Below are 18,432 nucleotides of genomic sequence, written 5' to 3'. Positions count from 1 at the left end.
CGCCTCGTAAGGTGGATCACGCTTCATCGATCCACCATCACGCCACAGTGGTGGATGAATAAAGCGCCATCCCCCCTATGCCTCAATCAGACGCATCGTCGCGCTCGGCCTCGGCATCCTCGCGGTTACGTGCCTTGCTACGAGGGTGCGGAGCGGCCACGGCGGGAAAGCGCGACGACGCATAGCGCACCACCAGAATCGCCAGAGCCAGCAGCAGGATCGCCCCGGACACCATCACCACACCCCAGCTCGGCTTGTGCGTGTGGGAAATGTCGGAAATCAGCAAACGGGTCAGCGCGGTGATCGCCACATAGATCATGAAGCGAATCGGCATATGGTTGGTCTTGAAGTAGATCCCCACCATCGCCGCCAATTCCAGGTAGATGAACAGCAACAGAATGTCATCGACCGTGATATGGCCCTTCTCCAGCATGCCGATGAAGGTCATCACCCCCGCCCATGCAGTGATCGCCCCGATGGCGAACAGCGCCAGGTAATGGAAGGCCTCCATCAGCAGATTACCCAAGGATTCCGCCAGACCATGCATGCCCGTACGCAGACGTTCCGCCCAATTCATCGTGTCACTCCCCAAAGCCCTGCATAACGGCCCGGACATCCGAAATGGAGGCCCGTCCCCAGCGATCATGCAGGAAAAACACCAGCTTCAGGATGATGCAGGGATGTGACGCAAAGACACAGGCGCGGATTGCCGCAGGCCTTTCAGAGCCACCAACTGAGCATCCCGCTCGCCAGCAGCGGTGCGGCGACCGGCAAAGCCCAGCGCAGGCGCCAGGCCAGCACGGCGACCAGCAGCAGTGCAGCGAGCATCAGTTGGCACAGCCACAGCACCGCGCCGATCTCGCCACCCAGGCTCAGGCTGCACAACCCCAGGGCAAGTACGAAGCAAAGCGCTGCAGCCAGGCGCAGAGCGCGCTGGCGCGAACGCCCCGGCTCGTCGCCGAGCAATGCTTTGTGATGACGCGACATGGCCAGGCACAGGGCGAGCATGCCGAGATAGGCCAAGGCGAAAGCGAGCAGCATCAGCGTACCTCCCCGGCCGGCTCTGGCGCCCCCTGCATCGGCCTGACCTGCACCGCCGACGACACATCCAGACGCCAGGAGCACAAGGCGCAGAGCAGGCCAGTCAGCAACAGGAACAGATCGATGCCGGCCAACGCCCAGTCACCGCGTGCCAGGCTGGCCAGCAGATGGCCCTGCGGCGCCAGCAGCCCGGACAGCAGCGGCAGACCCAGGGCCAGCAGCGCGCCGAGGGCTAGTTGCTGACGCAGCAGGCGCGGGCTGTGCCGACGCAGCACCGCCCACACTGCCAGTAGCAACCAACTGGCGACGAACAGCCAGGCCTCCCAGCTGGCCCGCGCAGGCAGATTGTCTGGCAGCAGGCGATTGCCCCACAGCAGAGCCAGGCTGGCCAGCGGCAGGCCGACGTACACCGCACCGTTGAGCGCACGCACCACACCAATACCCCGCCCACCACGGGCCGCACGCTTGCTCAGCCAGACCCGGCTGCCAGCCACCAGCATGGCGCAGCCGGCCAACCCCAGTAGCAGATAGACCGCCCGCACCAGGGCGCCGCCGAACTGCGCCATATGCAGGCCAGCCAACCACAGGTAGGTGCTGTAGCCGGCTGGCGCCCGCTGTTCGTGCAGCAATTCGCCGGTGCCGGCATCGAAGGTCAGCGTATCGGCCGGGCTGGCGATGCGCGAACGATCAGCGCGGCGCATCTCTACCACCGCCGAGGCATCGTCCGGGTGGTGCACGCTGATCCAGCCTGGCTCGCCACCTTGCCAGTGCGTTCGCGCCTGCTCGATCAGCGTATCGAGGGAAACCGCTGCAACCGCCGGACGATGCAGCTCCTCGCGGTGATACCCACCCATCACCTCGCTGAAGAAGTGGGCGATATCGCTCTTGTAGGCCACCTGAACGCCAGCCGGCATGTAGGAGGCGACGAAGATCGCCACGCCGGTGTAGGCCAGCAGCATATGGAAGGGCAAGCCAGCCACACCGAACAGGTTGTGCGCATCCAGCCAGGCGCGCTGGCCGTTGGCTGCCGGGCGCAGGGTGAAGAAATCCTTGAAGATGCGCCGGTGAATGATCACCCCCGAGATCAGCGCCACCAGCATGAACATGCCAGCCAGACCAACCAGATAGCGCCCGAGCATGCCGCCGTGCAATTCATAGTGCAGCTTGAAGAAGAAGTCGCCGCCCTGGGTTTCGGCCAAGGGTTGCAGACTGTGCGGAGCGAAGGCGCGGCGCTCGATCCGCTCACTGCCGTCGACCTCCCAGGCCAGTTGCCAGAACGGAGCACGCTCGCTCGGTGGACGCAGCCAGAAGGCGTGCAGTTCGTCCGCGACATTGGCCTGCAGCCAGCCACGCACTTGCTCGGCGCTCAGCGTGGCGCCCTGCGGCAGGTGCAGCGCCGGGCGCATCCAGCGCTCCAGTTCCTTGTCGAAGCAGGCCACGGTGCCGCTGAACAGGATGACGAACAACAGCCAACTGGGCAGCAGGCCGCCCCAGGTGTGCAAACCGGCCATGGATTGCCGCAGGCTCATGGGCGCGCTCCGAATTCGGCGGGCAGGAAGGCAGCCAGGCACGCCAACACTGTAAGCCCAACCAGCAGCAGCCAGGCACGCAAGGCGCTGCGTGCGGCGAAGGCATAGATCGCTGCAGCGCTCCATACGGCAAAGCACAACAGGCTGGCGAACACCACACGGTCAGCGCGCGCCAGCGGCAGGTAGACGGAGAAGAACGCGGTAAACCCATAGGCCAGGGCATAGCCACCGAACAGGGCGGCCAGGATCCGCGAAGCGATATTACAAGGGGTAGGGGAAGGTTGCTTGCTCACGGTCGGCTCGTTGTTCGCTGATCGGGCTCGGAGCGGCGCCCGCATGGCGGGCGCCGGCCTAGCGCGCAGGGTCTAGAAGCTATAGCCCACGGTGCCCACCACGGTACGGCGGCTACCGATGAAGCAGTCACCACGGGACAGGCAGGTGGTGTAGTAGGTTTCGTCTTCAAGGTTGCTGGCGTTGAGGGTGAAATTCCAGTTCTGGTACTGGTAACCGAGCATGGCATCGAACAGAGTGGTGGACGGCGTCTTCAGGCGGTCGAGGCCATCCCAACTGGCACCTACGTAGCGAACCCCAGCACCGGCGCTGAAACCGGTAATGCCGGCGATGCTGAAGCGATGCTGGCTCCACAGCGAGGCCATGTTCTCCGGCACGCTGGCTAGGCGCTTGCCCTCCTCGGCGGGCGCCCCCTTGAGCACTTCGGTGTCGGTTTTGCTGTAGGTGGCGATGAGGTTCCAGTTCGGGTTGATCTCCACCAGCGCTTCCAGCTCAAGACCGCGGGCACGGGTTTCACCATTTTGCACAGTGTTCAGTGGGTCGTTCGGGTCGGGCATACGCCGGTTCTGTTCACGCAGGTCGTAGAGTGCCGCGGTGAAAAGGCTATTGCTGCCCAGCGGCTGGTACTTAACGCCCAGCTCCCACTGCTTGCCCTCGATAGGCTTGTACGGGTCGAGGGTACGACTGTTGAGGCCAATGATCGGCTGGAACGATTCGCTGTAACTGATATAGGGTGCCAGGCCGTTATCGAACAGGTAGGTCAGGCCGACCCGCCCGGTGACGTCGTCGTCCTTCTGCCCCTCGCGCCCCTGGGTCTTGCTCTCGGCCCAGTCCTTGCGCATGCCGAGCGTCAACAACCAGTTCTCATAACGGATCTGGTCCTGGACGTAGAGGCCCTTCTGCACCGCCCGCTGTTCCGGATCTTCGCTCAAGGGGGTGCCGGAGGGGTCGAAGGTGCCGTACACCGGGTCGTACAGATCCAGCGGCGTGGCGGCGCCGCTGGCACGTTCGCGGTTGGTCACCGCGTGCTGGTAATCGCTGCCGAGCAACAAGGTATGCTGCAGCGGGCCGGAATCAAAACGCGCCTCGCCCTGATGGTCGGCCACCCAGACCTTCACCTCTGGCTTGGAGATGGAAAACACCCGATTGACAGTGCGGTTGTCGGCCTGCAGCACTGGCGGCCAGCCGTACATCGTCTGGTAGCTGACCTTGCTCTTCTGCCAGCGCAGGTTCTGCCGCAACGTCCAGGTGTCGTCCAGACGCCAGGAGAACTGCGAGGTCAGCGCAACCTGTTCGCTGTCGTACTCATCGAAGCCCGGCTCGCTGACGAAGGTGTTGCTATCGATCTCGCCGTAAGGCGCGCCCAACACGGTGCCACGATGCGGCAGGAACTGGCTGGTGGTGCCGGTATCGTCCTTCTGCACGTTGACCAGCAGGGTCCATTCGATATCTTCGCTAGGCTTCCAGGTCAGCGAGGGCATCAGCACCAGGCGGTTGTCCTTGACGTGATCGACCTGGGTCTGGCTGTCACGCTGCACCGCTATCACGCGGTACAGCAGCGTGCCCTCCTCGTTCAGCGGGCCGGTACTGTCCACTGCTAGCTGCTTGCGGTCGAAACTGCCGTACTGCGCCTGCAGCTCGGTACGCTGCTCTGCCTGCGGACGCTTACTCACCAGGTTGACCAGGCCGCCGACCGGCGTCTGCCCATAGAGCATCGAGGATGGTCCCTTGAGCACCTCGATGCGCTCCAGGGTGAACGGATCGGTGCGGATATTGGTGTAGCTGCCAAAGGTCTGCTGCAAGCCGTCAAGGAAGATGCTGGGCGCACTACCGCGAATCATCGACCAGTCGCCGCGGCTGTCCAAGCCATAGGTTTCTCCACGCATACCGGCGGTGTAACGCAGCGCGTCCTGTACGGTCAGCGATCCCAGATCGCGGATGCGGTCAGCGGTAATCACGCTAACCGACTGCGGCGTCTCCAACAGTGGAGTATCGGTCTTGGTGCCGGTGGCACTGCGGCTCGCGACATAGCCGGCCACCGGACCGTTGGCGCGCTCGACTTGCTGGGTCGCGACAACGCTCTGCGCCTCGAGCTCAATGGCCTCCTCTTCAGCCATTACCATCAGCGGACTTAGCGCCAAACCCAGGGTCGCCAGGCGGACGGATCTGGTCAGGGAACGGTGGACAGTAGAGGTAGGCATTGCGACTCCTTGGGCAATGTGAAGGTCGTGTAAGGCGGCGACATATTAGTGAGAACTGTTTTTATTTGAAATATCAATTGCAAAATGACGCCACCTGGCGGCCGTCTCCACTCACCAGCTGTAGCTGGCGCTGGCAGTCAGGGTACGACCGTAGCCGTAGTAGCAGGTCACTTCGCTGCAGGAGGTGTCGTACTCCTTGTCCAGCAGGTTGCTGGCGTTGAGCGCCAGGCGCATGCCATCGAGTTGATAGTGCAGGCTGGCGTCGACCAGGCTGTAGGCCTCGGACTCGACGCTGACGATGGGTTCCAGCGTCGGGTTGAACGCCAGCGCGGCGTTGCGCCCGGTATACCGGCTCTCGCCGACGTAGCGCACGCCGATGCCGCCGCCGAAGCCCTTGAGTGCGCCATTGAGCTGGGTGTAGTCGAGCCAGACGCCGGCCGAATCACGCGGGGTACGCGGCAGACGGCTGTCCTTTTCCCAGGCGTTGGGGCTCTTGCTGACGAAGGCGTCGGTGTAGCTGTAGAACGCACTCAGATCCAGGCCCTCGGCCAGGCTGGCCAAGGCTTCCAGTTCGATGCCGCGCGAGCTGACCTCTCCCACCTGACGGCGCAGGGTACGCCCCGGATCACTGCTGCTGTCATTGAGCACGTAGTCCTGCTTGGTCAGGTCAAACAGTGCCAGGCTGACGAAACTGCGCGCGCCCTCGGGCTGGTACTTCACACCGATTTCGTATTGCTTGCCGCGCTCCGGGTCGAACGGCTTGCCCGTGAGGGTATCGCTGCCACTGACCGGGTTGAACGATTCGCTGTAGCTGACATAGGGCGCCAGGCCGTTGTCGAACACGTAGACCAGCCCCGCGCGACCGCTGAAGGCTTCGCTGGTGGTCTTGCTGTCGGCCTGTAGGGCGTCGTCGATCTGGTTCTGCGCCCAGTCGTAGCGGCCGCCAAGCAACAGCCGCCAGTGGTCACCGAACTTGAGTTGGTCCTGCAGGTAGAGGCCGGTCTGACGAGCCAGCAGGCTCTGCTTGCGGTCGATAGCCGGCGACGCGAGTGGCCGACCATACTGCGGGTCGAGCAGATCCAGCGGCGGCACCGTGGCGCCGTAATAGGCCGTTTCATTGGAGCGGCTGCGGCGCCAGTCGAGGCCTAGCAACAGATTGTGCTCGACGCTGCCGGTGGCGAAACTGGCTTCGGCCTGGTTGTCCACGCCCCACCCACTCATGTGTTCGTCCTGGACGCCGGCGCTGCGCAGCAGGGTGCGGCCATCGGACGGCAACACGGCATAGGCGTTGATGTAGCTGTATTCCAGGCTGGTCTCGTCGTAACGCAGATTCTGCCGCAGGGTCCAGGTGTCATTGAGACGGTGCGACAACTGATAACCGACGGAATGATAGCTGCGCTGGAAGTCGTTGAAATCCGGCTCGCCATCGAAGAAGTCGGGATCGCGGTCGTAGGGCAGGTTGAAGGTGTCGCGCAGGTACGGCGAGAAGTGCGTGCTGAAGCCGTAACGCCCGTCATCCTTCTGGTAGGCGGCCTGGAGCGTCAGCTCGGTGTCGGCGTTCGGCCGCCAGGTCAGGCTCGGTGCCAGCATCTGCCGCTGCATGCCGGTCTTGTCGACCTGGGCGTTGGCATCGTTACCGAGCATCACCACCCGATAGAGCAGCGAACCGTCGTCGCTCAAGGCCCCGCCGAAGTCGCCGGCCAGCTCTGCCAGATCGTCGCTACCGGCGCGTACACGCACCTCATTGCGCGCCGTTTCGCTGGGCCGCTTGCTCACCTGGTTGACGATGCCGCCGGGCTCGGCCTGGCCATAGAGCACCGACGCCGGGCCGCGGAGCACCTCGATACGTTCCATCGCCCAGCTGTCCAGACGCGGCAGGCCGTAGGTGCTGGTCGGTTGCACCAGACCGTCGCGAAACACCCGGGTCTTGGCATCGAAACCGCGGATGCTGAACCAGTCGTAACGGGTGTCGAAGCCATAGGGCACGCTGATGCTCGGGGTGTAGCGCAGCGCCTCTTCCAGGGTGGTGACGCCGCGTGCATCCATCTGCTCGCGACTGATCACGCTTATCGCCTGCGGGGTTTCCAGCAGTGGCGTATCGGTCTTGGTGGCGGTAGCGCTGCGGCTGGCGACGTAGCTACCGACCGGCCCGTTGGCGCGTTCAGCCGGCTGGGCGATTACTGTCTGGCTCTGCAGTTCGAGGCTGTCGGCCGCTGCGCGCGGCGCCGGCTCGAGGCGATAGTCGCCCTGCCCGTCCAGCACCACGCGCAGGCCGCTGCCGGCCAGCAGTTGGGCGAAGCCCTGCTCCAGCGAGTAGTGCCCTTGCAGACCGGAGCTGCTGCGTCCACGGGTCAGCGCCGGGTCGAAGCTGAGCAGCACGCCGGACTGCCGGGCGAATTCGGTGAGCGCCGCATCCAGGGCCCCGGCACTGACCTGATAAGGCTGTGCGGCCCAGGCCGGGGTCGCCACGGGCAACAACGCCAGTGGCAGGCTGAGGCTCAGCAGCGCGGCGCGCACGGCACTTGCCAAGGGCTGGGAACGACGGACAACGCGGGGCATGACGACTCCTTCGGCATAGCGTTAGGTAACGATTGCCTGGGAAGCCGGACGAACGAGAAAAACCTGCAAAAGAATTTGAGAATTACTTTCAGGCAGCCTGCAGGCTGACCCAATAGCGGGTGCGATAGACCACCCGCAGCGGCAGGGTACGCGCCAGCATCGCCAGCACGCGGTCGCTGTCGTCCAGCGGGAAGACCCCGGAGATACGCAACCCGGCCACCTCCGGCGCACAGCGCAGCACGCCCGGGCGCTGGCGCCCCAACTCGGTGAGAAACTCCGCCAGCGGCATGTCGTGGGCCACCAGCAGGCCATCGACCCAGCGACCACGATCGACATCGGCAGTGCCCAACTCGTGCAGCGCGCCGGCGCTCATTCGCACCCGCTGGCCGGCCTCGATGCGCTGCGCCACGCTGCCCACGGGCCACGCCTCGACCGCTCCCTGATAGACCGTCAGCTCGCAGGCATCCGCCTGCTGGCGTACCTGGAAACGGGTGCCGAGGGCGCGCAGCTGGCCCTGCTCGGTACTGACCAGGAACGGCCGACCGAGCGGGTCGGCGGCGGTCTGCACGAGGATCTCGCCCTGATACAGCTGGAGCAAGCGACGCTCGTTGCTGTAGTGGATATCGAGCGCGGTATCGCTGTTGAGGTGCAGGGTGCCGCCATCGGCCAGTTGCAGGCGGCGGCGCTCACCGGTGCCGGTACGTTGTTGCGCCAGCAACGGCTGCCAGGGCTGCAGGTGCTGGCCCAGTACTCCGGCGGCCACCAGGCTGCCGAACAGGCCCAGTTGCTTGAGCGCGCGGCGACGCTGACGATCCACTTGAGCGCCCGCCAGCGCCTGCCTGGCCAGCGGCGCCGAGACTCTGGCAAACTGCTGGCCCAGGTGCTCCAGGCGCTGCCAGGCCTGCTCGTGCTGCGGATCGGCTGCCCGCCAGTCGGCGCACAAGCGTAACTCCTGCGCAGTGGCGGTACCCGAGGCGAGGCGCACGCGCCAGGCAATCGCCTGCTGCACCGCTTCGTCGAGCGCACTCATGCGTAGGCCACCCGGTAGCAATGGGTGAAGGCCTGGGTCATGTACTGCTGGATAGAACTGACCGACAGGCCCAGCCGCTCGGCGATCTGCGGGTAGGTCAGGCCATCCAGTTGCGACAGCAGGAAGGCTTCGCGCACTACCGGTTTGAGACCGTCGAGCAGCCGGTCGATGGCCACCAGGGTCTCCATGACCAGCGCCTGGCTCTCCGGTGAAGGCACCTCTGGCTCGGGCAACTGCGCCAAGGCGTCCAGGTAGGCACGCTCCAGACTGGCACGGCGGTAGTGATCGATCAGCAGGCCACGGGCGACTGTGGCGAGAAAGGCCCGCGGCTCACGCGGAGCCTGCGCCTCGCGCTGCACCAGCAGGCGCACGAAGGTATCCTGGGCCAGATCGGCCGCCTGCTGCGGACAGGCCAGGCGCTGGCGCAGCCAGCCAAGCAGCCAGCCGTGATGGCCGCGATAGAGCGTTGCGAGGGAATCGCCTGGAAGGGGTTGGGCCATCGCCGAGAGTGTTCCATGGGACAGGAAAGAAACGAATGCGAATATATTGCATATGAAAAATACTGTCACTACGCCTCGCCGCGCGACCCGCACTTCTGCCAATCCATACAAAAACCGGGGGCTTACACTCAACCAATCAGGGCGAAGGCCGATGAATTCACTACTGGCCAAACGGCAGCGAGTCCTTTATTCTCGCCACCACTGTACAAACAACCAGTTAATTACTGACCGACACGCATGAAGGCAGACGAGGTGATGAATGGCCGTCGAAGTGGTGTACCGCAGCAGTCGCGATCCGGAGCGCTTGTTTATGGATAAGGCCGAAGCCGATCGTTACGACAAGATGCTGGAGCTGGCCGAACGCCTCAGCGAGGTGCTGCACAAGGCGGTGCCGTCCTTGAGCGAAGAACAAGGCGAGGAACTGGGTATCTTCATGGCCAAGAACCGCGATGTGTTCGCCAAGGCGTTCAAGAGCCAGCCGGATGCACTCGAGGAACTCGAAATCGAGGCCGCCAGCGAGTGACCGCGTACCGAGGCCCCTTGTCCGTACGAGGGGTCTGCTCGGTAAAACCGCCCAGCATCATGCTCTGCTGCCTGGGTATTGCGCCGCGGCCTGCTCCAGCCAGGCCGGCAAATCTCGTCGTTTGATGCCTTCACGCTGCGCACGGGCCAGTTGCTCCAGCATGTACTGACGTTTGTGCTCATCACCTTCGGCCAGGGAAAGCGCCAGATCGCGATCACTCCACTGGCGAATGCGGCAGAACAACCACCAGTGAAAGTACAGACCCGCTGCGGTGGTGACGACGATAATGAAATAGTCCATGGTGAATCCTCCTTGCACCACGCTAATCGAGCCCGTACGCAGCGCCAAGTGCGGCGTTGCCGCAGGCTAAGGAGGCAGGCCCATGATCCACTGCAAGCGGGTTTATCTGGAAGCCGAGGCCAGCGACGGCCAGCGCGTATTGGTCGATCGGCTATGGCCAAGGGGCCTGTCCAGGGAGATCTCGGCGTTCGATGAATGGCTACCCGATGTCGCACCCTCTACCCAGCTGCGCAAAACCTTCGCTCACCGCAGCGAAGCTTTTGCTGATTTCCGCGCCGCCTATCGCCGTGAATTGGCCGCTCACCCCGAGCATTGGCAGCGCCTGCTGCACTGGGCGGCAAGCGGCACGCTGACGCTGCTCTACGCCGCGCGCGATGAGGTGCATAACAACGCACGAGTACTGACGGAGTTCCTCGAAGATGAACTGCAGCGCCATGACTCGCCCAGCTCGCCGGTGTGCTACCTCGGCGAATTCGACGGCGATTGACCGTGCTGGCGCGGCAGGCTAGCCTTCAGGCTTCTGCACCATATTCGAACCTGCTTCCATGACCCTCTCCGCGCATTGCCTCTACGACTTCGCCAGCGCCGCCTGCCGCGCCGCTGCCGATGGCTGCGCGCCGCCACCAGCCTGTCACGCCGGCACGCCACCACCGCCGGCCTCCGTCCAAGCGGGCTAATCCCGCCTTTCCTTGCTCCGCTGTATCGGCCTTGCCGATATGCGTCTTTGCGCGTGTGCGGAGCTCATGCGGATTTTCGACAGGTGTTCCATCATGTATTTCGATTCGACCTCTCTGCGCACCTATGGCGCGACCGCTCTGTTCGTGCTGCTCTGGTCCGGTGGTGCGATCTTCGCTCGCCTGGGCCTGGACCATGCCTCTCCCTTCGCCTTTCTGATCCTGCGTTTTGCCCTCGCCTGTGCAGCGCTGGTGCTGATTGCCAGTGCTTCCGGGGTCTGGCTACCCGAACGCGACTTGCGCTGGCCAACTGCCAAGGCCGGTCTGCTGATGATCGGCGGTTACAGCATCTGCTACATGCTGGCGTTGGCCAAAGGCATCACCCCCGGTGTACTGGCGACGGTGCTCGGCGTACAACCCATCCTGACCCTCATGCTGCTGGAGCGGCGCGCCTCGCTGCTGCGCGTGCTCGGTTTGCTGCTGGCTCTGGCCGGGCTGGCAATAATCGTCGCGGACAGTCTGCTGAGCAGCGCGATGCCGCTGTCCGGTGTGGCGCTGGCTCTTGGTGCTCTGCTCTGCATCACCTGCGGCACCATCGCCCAGAAGAATCTGCGACAAACGCCCATGCGTGCCCTGCCGCTGCAGTACGGCCTCTGTCTACTGGGTAGCCTGATTCTGTTGCCCAGTCAGGAGTGGCAGGTGCGTTTTGAAGTCGGGCTGATCGTAACGCTGCTGTGGATGGGGCTGGTGATTTCGGTGGGCGCACAGTTGCTGCTGTATCGGCTGATCCAGACCGGCAATCTGGTCAACGTCACCAGCCTGTTCTATCTGGTGCCGGTGACTACGGCACTGCTCGATTACCTGCTGCTGGGGAACCGCCTTGCGGCCAGCGCCCTGCTCGGGATGGTCGCGATCCTGCTCGGCCTGGCCCTGGTCTTTCGCTTCGCCAATCGCCTGGAACCGGCCGGATAGTGGCTAGGTGCGATAAAGCAGACCCTCGGCCAGATAGTCGGCGACTCGCGCCGGGGAGCGCTTTTCCGCCTGGGCATGGGCGTAGATCTCGGTCAGGCGTCGGCTGATCTGCGCCAGGTGCGCGGTGATCGCCGGTAGTTCCTCGCCGCGATGACGCAGCGCCACGTAGATAAGCCCTCCGGCATTGAGTACGTAATCCGGCGCATAGAGAATGCCGCGAGCTTCCAACTGGTCGGCCACTTCGGGGCTGGCCAGCTGATTGTTGGCAGCCCCTGCCACCGCTGCGCAGCGCAGATGGGCGACCGTCTGCGCATTCAGCACACCACCCAGACCGCAGGGCGCGAGGATGTCGCAGGGCGTGGTGAGCAGCGCATCGCTGGTAATCGGGTGCGCACCCAGTTGCTCGACGGCCAGTTGCACACGCCCGGCATCGAGGTCGCTGACCAACAGTTCGACGCCCGCGGCATGCAGCGCTTCGGCCAGGGCGAAACCGACATTGCCCAACCCCTGAACAGCGACCCGCAGCCCTTCCAGATCGTCGCTGCCAAGACGCGCCTGGGCAGTGGCGCGAATGCCCGCGAATACGCCCAATGCCGTGTGCGGTGATGGGTCACCCTCGCTGGTCGTGCTGGTGGCGTGATTGGTGTACTGGGCGATGCAGTCCATGTCGGCGCTGGAGGTGCCGCTGTCGATGGCGGTGATGTAACGGCCATTGAGGGTTTCGATGAAACGCCCGAAGGCTTCGAACAGCGCGGCCCGACTCTGCAGATGCGCCGGACGGATGATCACCGCCTTGCCGCCACCGTGATCGATACCCGCCAGCGCTGCCTTGTAGCTCATGCCCTGAGCCAGACGAATGGCATCGCCAATGGCGCTCTGTTCATCGGCATAGGCCAGGTAACGACAACCGCCGAGTGCTGGGCCGAAGCGGGTGTTGTGAATGGCGATAACGGCCTTGAGACCGCTGGCCGGATCCTCGGCCAGGTGCAGGGCCTCGAGGCGGGCGGCTTCCATCATGCTGAACATGGGCGAGCTCCCGGTCGGACTTCAGGCCTCAGTATAGGAGAGCCACACTGGACGACGACCTTGTCAGGGACTACAACAGCAGAATCGAGTGGAGAATGCGATGAGCCCACGCCAAGCCTGCCTGCAGTGCCTGCAACGCGACCCACCCGCCCTGTTCGAGGCGGCCCTGTGGATTGCCGCCGAACACGATGATCAGCTTCAGCCCGCGCAGATACTGAGCGATCTGCAGGGCCTGCAACTACAGGTCAGCGCCGGACTCCCCGCCCTGCCCCCTCGCGAACTGGCCCAGCCGCTGCTGCGCCGACTTGCCGAGCTCGATTTTCAAGAAGACGACGAAGCCGTGACACGTCCGTGCCACGCCCTGCTGCATGAAGTGCTGCGCCGTCGACGCGGCCAGCCGCTGGCCCTGGCCTTGATCGCGCTGGAAGTGGCACGCCGCCTGGACATTCCACTACAAGGCGTGAATTTCCCGGGTCATTTCATGCTGCGTGTACCTGGCGCCGATCACCTGCTCGACCCTTGCGGCGGACGCCGTCTGTACACCCGCGATTGCCGTGATCAGCTCTATCGCCAGCAGGGCCCGGATGTCGAGCTCAGTGCGGTGCACCTGCAGACGGCCGACGCCCATGCCATGCTGCAGCGCCTGTCACGCAATCTGCGCCTGCTGCATATGCAGCACGATGCGCCCGAGGCAGCACTCAAGGATGCCGAGCGCGTCCTGCAGCTCGGTCCACCGAACCTGGTCGACCACCTGGCTCGCGCGGACGTCTATCGGCAACTGGATTGCCCGCAGGGTGAACGCTATGACCTTGAGCACGCACTGCTGTTCTGTGAGGAAGAAGGTCTGCGCCTGCAGTTGAGCTAGCGCTTGCGCAACCTGGCACGTGCGCCGGCGGTGCATTGACGCCGCAGAGCACGGCGGCCTCCGGCAACTCGGACGAGCGAACTATCAGGCAGACGCCGCCAGGCTGTGAAAGCTGAAGTAGTAACGCAGCGCGTCGATCATCTCGACGTAGTCAGCAGGTGGCGCGACCAGGGCAAAGCCGGAGTCGTAGATGCCAGGCGTGACATCTTCACGGCACCACTGGCAATTGGCGGAGAAATCGATGAAATGCATGCCATGCTGGCCTGGAATCTTCAGGCGCATGTCGAAGCGTGCGCCGACCAGCAACGGCAACTGGCTGATCAGCATCAGGCCATCGAGAGAGACATTGCCGATGGACCCCATCGGTTTGTCGGTGATGCGATTGAACACCTTCAGGTAGTAGGGCAGCTGATGGCGTTCGATTCGGCGCTGGCTACGCATAGTGGCAAATCGCTACAAAGGGACTTGAGTATGGCCCTACTACGGCCACTTAACCACCCTCAAGAACAGCGTTGGGCTATCCGTTCGCGCAACTGGCGACGAGCGGTGTCGGTTTCTTCATCACTGTAGTAGATGCGCTCGGCGCTGGCGCCTTCGCGATAGTAACGAAAGCCCTCCGGCATCTGTGCCAGGCGTGTGCGCAACTCGCGACATTCGCTGGCACGCGCTTCACGCTGCGATGCCGCTGCGGCGGTGGCCTGCTGCTGCTCTTCTCGGCGCGCCTCGTAGAAGCGTTGGCTGCGCGCCTCGCGCTCACGCGTATGCTCGTCGCGTTCGACTACCTGTGGCTTCACCTGCACGGGTTCAGCCCCGGCAACGGGTCTTTGGCCGAAATGCACCCGCCCCTGCTCGTCCGTCCAGCGATAGATTTCCGCCGTGGCCAGAGTGGGCAACAGTGCAGCGATCAACAGCAAGTGGCGCATGTTCATCCTCCATGAGAGACATACGCCAGCTTATACCGCACCGCGTCGCCGCGGAACGCCGGACGACCGAAGGCTCAGAGTGCGGCCGGACTGACCTTGGCCGCCGGCGCCGGGCTGTGATGCCCCAACTGCTCCAGCGTCTGCAGACGCGCGCGGGCGCGATAGGCGTATTCGCTGGCCGGGTAGCGCGTGATGATGAACTGGTAGGTCTGCGCCGCATCGACGAACAGGCTCTCGCGCTCCAGGCATTGGCCGCGCAACAGGGAAATCTCCGGCTGCAGGTAATTGCGCGAGCGGCTCTTGCGCTCGGCCTGCGACAGCTCCAGCGCGACACGCGCGCAATCACCTTCGTTGTAGGCGCGATAGGCGTTGTTCAGGTGATGGTCGAGCGATACACGGGTGCAACCCGTGGCAACCAGGGCCACGGCCAGAATGATCAGGGTACGCATGGGCAATTCCTCCAATGAGCAGTGTATCGACAGCCCAGGCAAAAACTGAACAGTGGCAAGCCTGCGATGATATTTCTGCCAGCGCCTTGCGCAGTTCCGCCAGGATGCCGGCCGCTGCTCTTCATCGGACAGCCTGCCGAACGCCAGCACCGAGACGGCTCGCCCTCTCGAGCTGGCGCTAAATCCCCGCATGCGCTGACCCATATCAATGCCGCGCGCCGCAACAGGGTCTGTAATGCGGGTACAGACTCCAGGCGAGGACGCTGCCATGAACTTGCAACGACTGCTGGTCGTCATCGACGCCGAGCACCAGCAACAACCCGCCCTGCAACGCGCCGCCGACGTGGCGCGCAAGACTGGCGCCGAATTGCACCTGCTGCAGATCGAATACCACCCAAGCCTGGAAGGCGGCCTGCTGGACAGCCACCTGCTCAATCGCGCCCGGGAAGCCATTCTGCGGCAAAGCCACGAGGCCCTGCGCGCCAGCGTCGCTCACCTGAGCGATGAAGGATTCAGGATCGAAGTGGATGTACGCTGGGGCAAGCGCCGCCATGAAGAGATTCTCGCCCGCGTCGCGGTGCTGCAACCGGACATCCTGTTCAAATCGACCCACCCCAGCAGTGCGCTGCGCCGCCTGCTGTTCAGTGATACCAGCTGGCAGTTGATCCGCCGCTGCCCTGTGCCACTGTGGCTGGTACACGACGTCGCGCCACGTGGCCAGAGCCTGTGCGCCGCGCTCGACCCACTGCACAGCGCGGACAAACCTGCCGCCCTCGATCATCAGTTGATTGGCATCAGCCAGACCCTGCAGGCCGAGCTCGGCCTGCAAGCCCAATACCTGCACGCGCAGGCACCGCTGCCGCGGTCGCTGCTGTTCGACGCCGAGGTAGCGCAGGAATATGAAGACTACGTGACCCAGTGCAGCCGCGAGCACCGTGAAGCCTTCGACACGCTGATCGCCCAGCACGCCATCGATCGGGCACAGGCCCACCTGCTGGAGGGTTTTGCCGAGGAGGTCATCCCGCGTTTCGTGCGCGAGCACAATATCGGACTGCTGGTCATGGGCGCCATCGCCCGTGGCCACCTGGACAGCCTGCTGATCGGCCACACCGCGGAACGGGTGCTGGAGCGTATCGAGTGCGATCTGCTGGTGATCAAACCCGACGGCAAAGGGTAGTGCACAGGAACAATGACTACAGCCCGGCGCCGTAGTAGCCTCCCGGACATAGTTCACTAGGGAGTTCGTGCATGACCTTTCGCCGCACCAAAATCGTCGCCACCCTGGGCCCGGCCAGCAGTTCGCCGGAAGTGCTGGAGCAACTGATCCTCGCCGGTCTCGACGTGGCCCGCCTGAACTTCTCCCACGGCACGCCGGACGACCACAAGGCGCGCGCCGCCCTGGTTCGCGAACTGGCCGCCAAGCATGGCCGTCATGTAGCCCTGCTCGGCGACCTGCAAGGCCCGAAGATCCGCATCGCCAAGTTCGAGAACAAGCGCATCGAGCTCAAGGACGGTGACCTGTTCCGCCTCTCTTCCAGCCACTCGCGCACGGCCGGCACCCAGGACGTGGTCGGTATCGACTACCCGGCACTGATCCAGGACTGCGATGTCGGTGACGAGCTGCTGCTCGACGACGGCCGAGTGGTCATGCGCGTCGAACTCAAGGGTGCCGACGAGCTGCACTGCCGCGTACTGATCGGTGGCCCGCTGTCGGACAACAAGGGCATCAACCGCCGCGGTGGTGGTCTCACCGCCCCAGCACTGACCGAAAAAGACAAGGTCGACATCAAGGTCGCCGCCGAGATGGATCTGGACTACCTGGCCGTCTCCTTCCCGCGCGATGCCGCCGATATGGATTACGCCCGTCGCCTGCTCACCGAAGCCGGCGGTACTGCCTGGCTGGTGGCCAAGATCGAACGCGCCGAAGCCGTAGCCGATGATGAAACGCTGGACGGCCTGATCCGCGCCAGTGACGCGGTGATGGTCGCCCGTGGCGACCTGGCGGTGGAAATCGGTGACGCCGAGCTGGTCGGTATCCAGAAAAAGATCATCGCCCACGCCCGCCGTCTGAACAAAGCCGTGATCACCGCCACGCAGATGATGGAGTCGATGATCCATAGCCCGATGCCGACCCGCGCCGAAGTCTCCGACGTGGCCAACGCCGCGCTGGACTACACCGACGCGGTGATGCTCTCGGCCGAGAGCGCCGCTGGCGAATACCCGGTCGAAGCCGTGCAGGCCATGGCCCGCGTGTGCCTGGGCGCCGAGAAGCACCCGACCAGCAAGCAGTCCAGCCACCGCCTGGGCCGCACCTTCGAGCGCTGCGACGAAAGCATCGCCCTGGCGACCATGTACACCGCCAACCACTTCCCGGGCGTCAAGGCCATCATCAGCCTCACCGAGAGTGGCTACAGCCCGCTGATCATGTCGCGCATCCGCTCGTCGATCCCGATCTTCGCCTTCACCCCGCACCGCGAAGCCCAGGCCCGCGTGGCGCTGTTCCGTGGCGTCTACACCGTGCCGTTCGACCCGGCCTCGCTGCCGGCGAACAAGGTCAGCCAGGCGGCGGTGGACGAGTTGCTCAAGCGCGGCGTGGTCGAGCCGGGCGACTGGGTCATCCTGACCAAGGGCGACAGCTACCACGGTACCGGCGGCACCAACACCATGAAGATCCTCCACGTCGGCGATCCGATGGTGTAACCCGTCCGTTAACGCAAGAGGCCGCTCATCGAGCGGCCTCTTGCGTTTCAGGTGCCTGGTTTCATTTCTGGTTGTAGCTCTGAATCAGGTTGGCGTAAGCCGGCAAGTGGCCGCCGAGGATGCCGCCGAACCCCTCGACATCGTTACGCCAGTCGCGGTGCAGCTCACCGCCGACGCTGAACCAGTTGACCAGTTGGGCACCGGCATGAGCCATGCGCGCTAACGCGGCATCGCGCACGGCGGTGTTGAAGGTGCCGGAAGCGTCCGTCACCACGAAGACGTCATAGCCGGCCTCCAGTGCCGAGAGCGTGGGAAATGCCACGCAGACATCGGTGACCACACCCGCGATGATCAGTTGCTTGCGCCCTGTGGCCTTGATCGCGTTGACGAAATCCTCGTTATCCCAGGCGTTGATCTGGCCCGGACGGGCGATGTAGGGCGCGTCGGGGAACATGGCCTTGAGCTCCGGGACGATCGGCCCGTTGGGGCCGGTCTCGAAGCTGGTGGTAAGGATGGTCGGCAGATTGAAGAACTTGGCGATATCCGCCAGCGCCATGACGTTGTTCTTGAACTCGTCCGGCGAATAATCGCGCACCAGCGAGAGCAAACCCGCCTGGTGATCGATTAACAATACGACGGCATCGTCCTTGTCCAAACGCTTGTAAGTGAAAGCCATGGAAAAACTCCTGTACGGGTGATGAGGCTGAACCTCGAGATCGTTGCGATCTCGAAGGACGCTCAGCCTAGTGGCCAAGGCCGCTGGCAATCGACCGCGCAGAGGGAAAATAGCTTTTCGAAAAAACCGAACAAAAAACCTCGGCGAAGGCATTACCCTCACCCCATCGAATC

Annotated in this window: 20 protein-coding genes; 6 read left to right on the top strand and 14 right to left on the bottom strand. The window is 64.0% G+C overall.

Annotated elements, in window-relative coordinates; translation table 11 throughout:
* Positions 1-82: 82 nt before the first annotated feature.
* From BLR77_RS19545 to BLR77_RS19510, 8 genes are all read right to left on the bottom strand, one after another.
* Positions 83-577: a phosphate-starvation-inducible protein PsiE gene (locus tag BLR77_RS19545; protein WP_074680929.1), complete on the bottom strand. Its 495-nt coding sequence runs from the start codon at positions 575-577 to the stop codon at positions 83-85.
* Between the two features lie 143 nt (positions 578-720).
* Positions 721-1,041 (bottom strand): DUF3325 domain-containing protein, encoded by a 321-nt coding sequence (locus BLR77_RS19540; protein WP_394328066.1) that lies wholly within the window; start codon positions 1,039-1,041, stop codon positions 721-723.
* The gene (locus BLR77_RS19535; protein WP_074680927.1) at positions 1,041-2,570 is read right to left on the bottom strand and encodes a PepSY-associated TM helix domain-containing protein; all 1,530 of its coding nucleotides are present in this window, start codon (positions 2,568-2,570) and stop codon (positions 1,041-1,043) included. Before BLR77_RS19535 ends, BLR77_RS19540 begins: the two co-directional genes overlap by 1 nt.
* Entirely contained in the window at positions 2,567-2,863 is a 297-nt protein-coding gene (locus BLR77_RS19530) for a DUF3649 domain-containing protein (RefSeq protein ID WP_074680925.1), read from the bottom strand. Before BLR77_RS19530 ends, BLR77_RS19535 begins: the two co-directional genes overlap by 4 nt.
* 72 nt (positions 2,864-2,935) lie before the next feature.
* A complete protein-coding gene (locus BLR77_RS19525; protein WP_074680923.1) occupies positions 2,936-5,062 on the bottom strand; it encodes a TonB-dependent siderophore receptor in 2,127 nt (708 codons plus the stop codon).
* A 111-nt stretch (positions 5,063-5,173) separates the two neighbouring features.
* Entirely contained in the window at positions 5,174-7,621 is a 2,448-nt protein-coding gene (locus BLR77_RS19520) for a TonB-dependent siderophore receptor (RefSeq protein WP_074680921.1), read from the bottom strand.
* A gap of 88 nt (positions 7,622-7,709) precedes the next feature.
* Positions 7,710-8,651, bottom strand: a complete 942-nt coding sequence (locus BLR77_RS19515; protein WP_074680919.1) for a FecR domain-containing protein — start codon at positions 8,649-8,651, stop codon at positions 7,710-7,712.
* A complete protein-coding gene (locus BLR77_RS19510) occupies positions 8,648-9,151 on the bottom strand; it encodes a sigma-70 family RNA polymerase sigma factor (RefSeq protein WP_074680917.1) in 504 nt (167 codons plus the stop codon). Before BLR77_RS19510 ends, BLR77_RS19515 begins: the two co-directional genes overlap by 4 nt.
* A gap of 259 nt (positions 9,152-9,410) precedes the next feature.
* Here BLR77_RS19510 and BLR77_RS19505 point away from each other — a divergent pair, with 259 nt between their 5' ends.
* Positions 9,411-9,674 (top strand): YebG family protein, encoded by a 264-nt coding sequence (locus tag BLR77_RS19505; RefSeq protein WP_074680915.1) that lies wholly within the window; start codon positions 9,411-9,413, stop codon positions 9,672-9,674.
* Between the two features lie 57 nt (positions 9,675-9,731).
* Here the strand turns inward: BLR77_RS19505 and BLR77_RS19500 are convergent, their stop codons facing one another.
* Positions 9,732-9,974 carry a hypothetical protein gene (locus BLR77_RS19500; protein ID WP_074680913.1) on the bottom strand — a complete coding sequence of 81 codons (243 nt, stop codon included), beginning with the start codon at positions 9,972-9,974 and terminating at the stop codon, positions 9,732-9,734.
* An 82-nt stretch (positions 9,975-10,056) separates the two neighbouring features.
* On the opposite strand from BLR77_RS19500, the gene BLR77_RS19495 reads away from it, so the two are divergent.
* Positions 10,057-10,461 (top strand): DUF488 domain-containing protein, encoded by a 405-nt coding sequence (locus tag BLR77_RS19495; RefSeq protein WP_074680911.1) that lies wholly within the window; start codon positions 10,057-10,059, stop codon positions 10,459-10,461.
* A 283-nt stretch (positions 10,462-10,744) separates the two neighbouring features.
* Positions 10,745-11,620, top strand: a complete 876-nt coding sequence (locus BLR77_RS19490; protein WP_074680909.1) for a DMT family transporter — start codon at positions 10,745-10,747, stop codon at positions 11,618-11,620.
* 3 nt (positions 11,621-11,623) lie between these two features.
* Here BLR77_RS19490 and BLR77_RS19485 read toward each other — a convergent pair whose 3' ends face one another.
* Positions 11,624-12,646: a Leu/Phe/Val dehydrogenase gene (locus BLR77_RS19485; protein WP_074680907.1), complete on the bottom strand. Its 1,023-nt coding sequence runs from the start codon at positions 12,644-12,646 to the stop codon at positions 11,624-11,626.
* 100 nt (positions 12,647-12,746) lie between these two features.
* On the opposite strand from BLR77_RS19485, the gene BLR77_RS19480 reads away from it, so the two are divergent.
* A complete protein-coding gene (locus BLR77_RS19480) occupies positions 12,747-13,511 on the top strand; it encodes a SirB1 family protein (RefSeq protein WP_074680905.1) in 765 nt (254 codons plus the stop codon).
* Between the two features lie 84 nt (positions 13,512-13,595).
* On the opposite strand, the gene BLR77_RS19475 is transcribed toward BLR77_RS19480, so the two are convergent.
* The 3 genes from BLR77_RS19475 to BLR77_RS19465 all read right to left on the bottom strand — a co-directional run bounded on the left by BLR77_RS19475 (position 13,596) and on the right by BLR77_RS19465 (position 14,883).
* Positions 13,596-13,952 (bottom strand): PilZ domain-containing protein, encoded by a 357-nt coding sequence (locus tag BLR77_RS19475; protein ID WP_074680903.1) that lies wholly within the window; start codon positions 13,950-13,952, stop codon positions 13,596-13,598.
* A 59-nt stretch (positions 13,953-14,011) separates the two neighbouring features.
* Positions 14,012-14,434 (bottom strand): DUF4124 domain-containing protein, encoded by a 423-nt coding sequence (locus BLR77_RS19470; protein ID WP_074680901.1) that lies wholly within the window; start codon positions 14,432-14,434, stop codon positions 14,012-14,014.
* Positions 14,435-14,508: 74 nt separating this feature from the next.
* Positions 14,509-14,883: a tetratricopeptide repeat protein gene (locus tag BLR77_RS19465; protein WP_074680899.1), complete on the bottom strand. Its 375-nt coding sequence runs from the start codon at positions 14,881-14,883 to the stop codon at positions 14,509-14,511.
* A 268-nt stretch (positions 14,884-15,151) separates the two neighbouring features.
* Here BLR77_RS19465 and BLR77_RS19460 point away from each other — a divergent pair, with 268 nt between their 5' ends.
* Both BLR77_RS19460 and pyk read left to right on the top strand, forming a co-directional pair.
* Complete coding sequence (locus BLR77_RS19460; RefSeq protein ID WP_074680897.1) at positions 15,152-16,060, top strand: universal stress protein; 909 nt, start codon at positions 15,152-15,154, stop codon at positions 16,058-16,060.
* 71 nt (positions 16,061-16,131) lie between these two features.
* On the top strand, positions 16,132-17,583 hold the full coding sequence (gene pyk / locus BLR77_RS19455) for a pyruvate kinase (RefSeq protein ID WP_074680895.1): 1,452 nt from the start codon (positions 16,132-16,134) through the stop codon (positions 17,581-17,583).
* 61 nt (positions 17,584-17,644) lie between these two features.
* Here pyk and ycaC read toward each other — a convergent pair whose 3' ends face one another.
* The gene (gene ycaC, locus BLR77_RS19450) at positions 17,645-18,259 is read right to left on the bottom strand and encodes an isochorismate family cysteine hydrolase YcaC (protein WP_074680893.1); all 615 of its coding nucleotides are present in this window, start codon (positions 18,257-18,259) and stop codon (positions 17,645-17,647) included.
* Between the last annotated feature and the right edge of the window lie 173 nt (positions 18,260-18,432).

Origin of the sequence: Ectopseudomonas alcaliphila (assembly GCF_900101755.1) — a bacterium.
Lineage (GTDB): Bacteria > Pseudomonadota > Gammaproteobacteria > Pseudomonadales > Pseudomonadaceae > Aquipseudomonas > Aquipseudomonas alcaliphila.
This window is presented reverse-complemented; position numbering and strand designations above follow the sequence as displayed.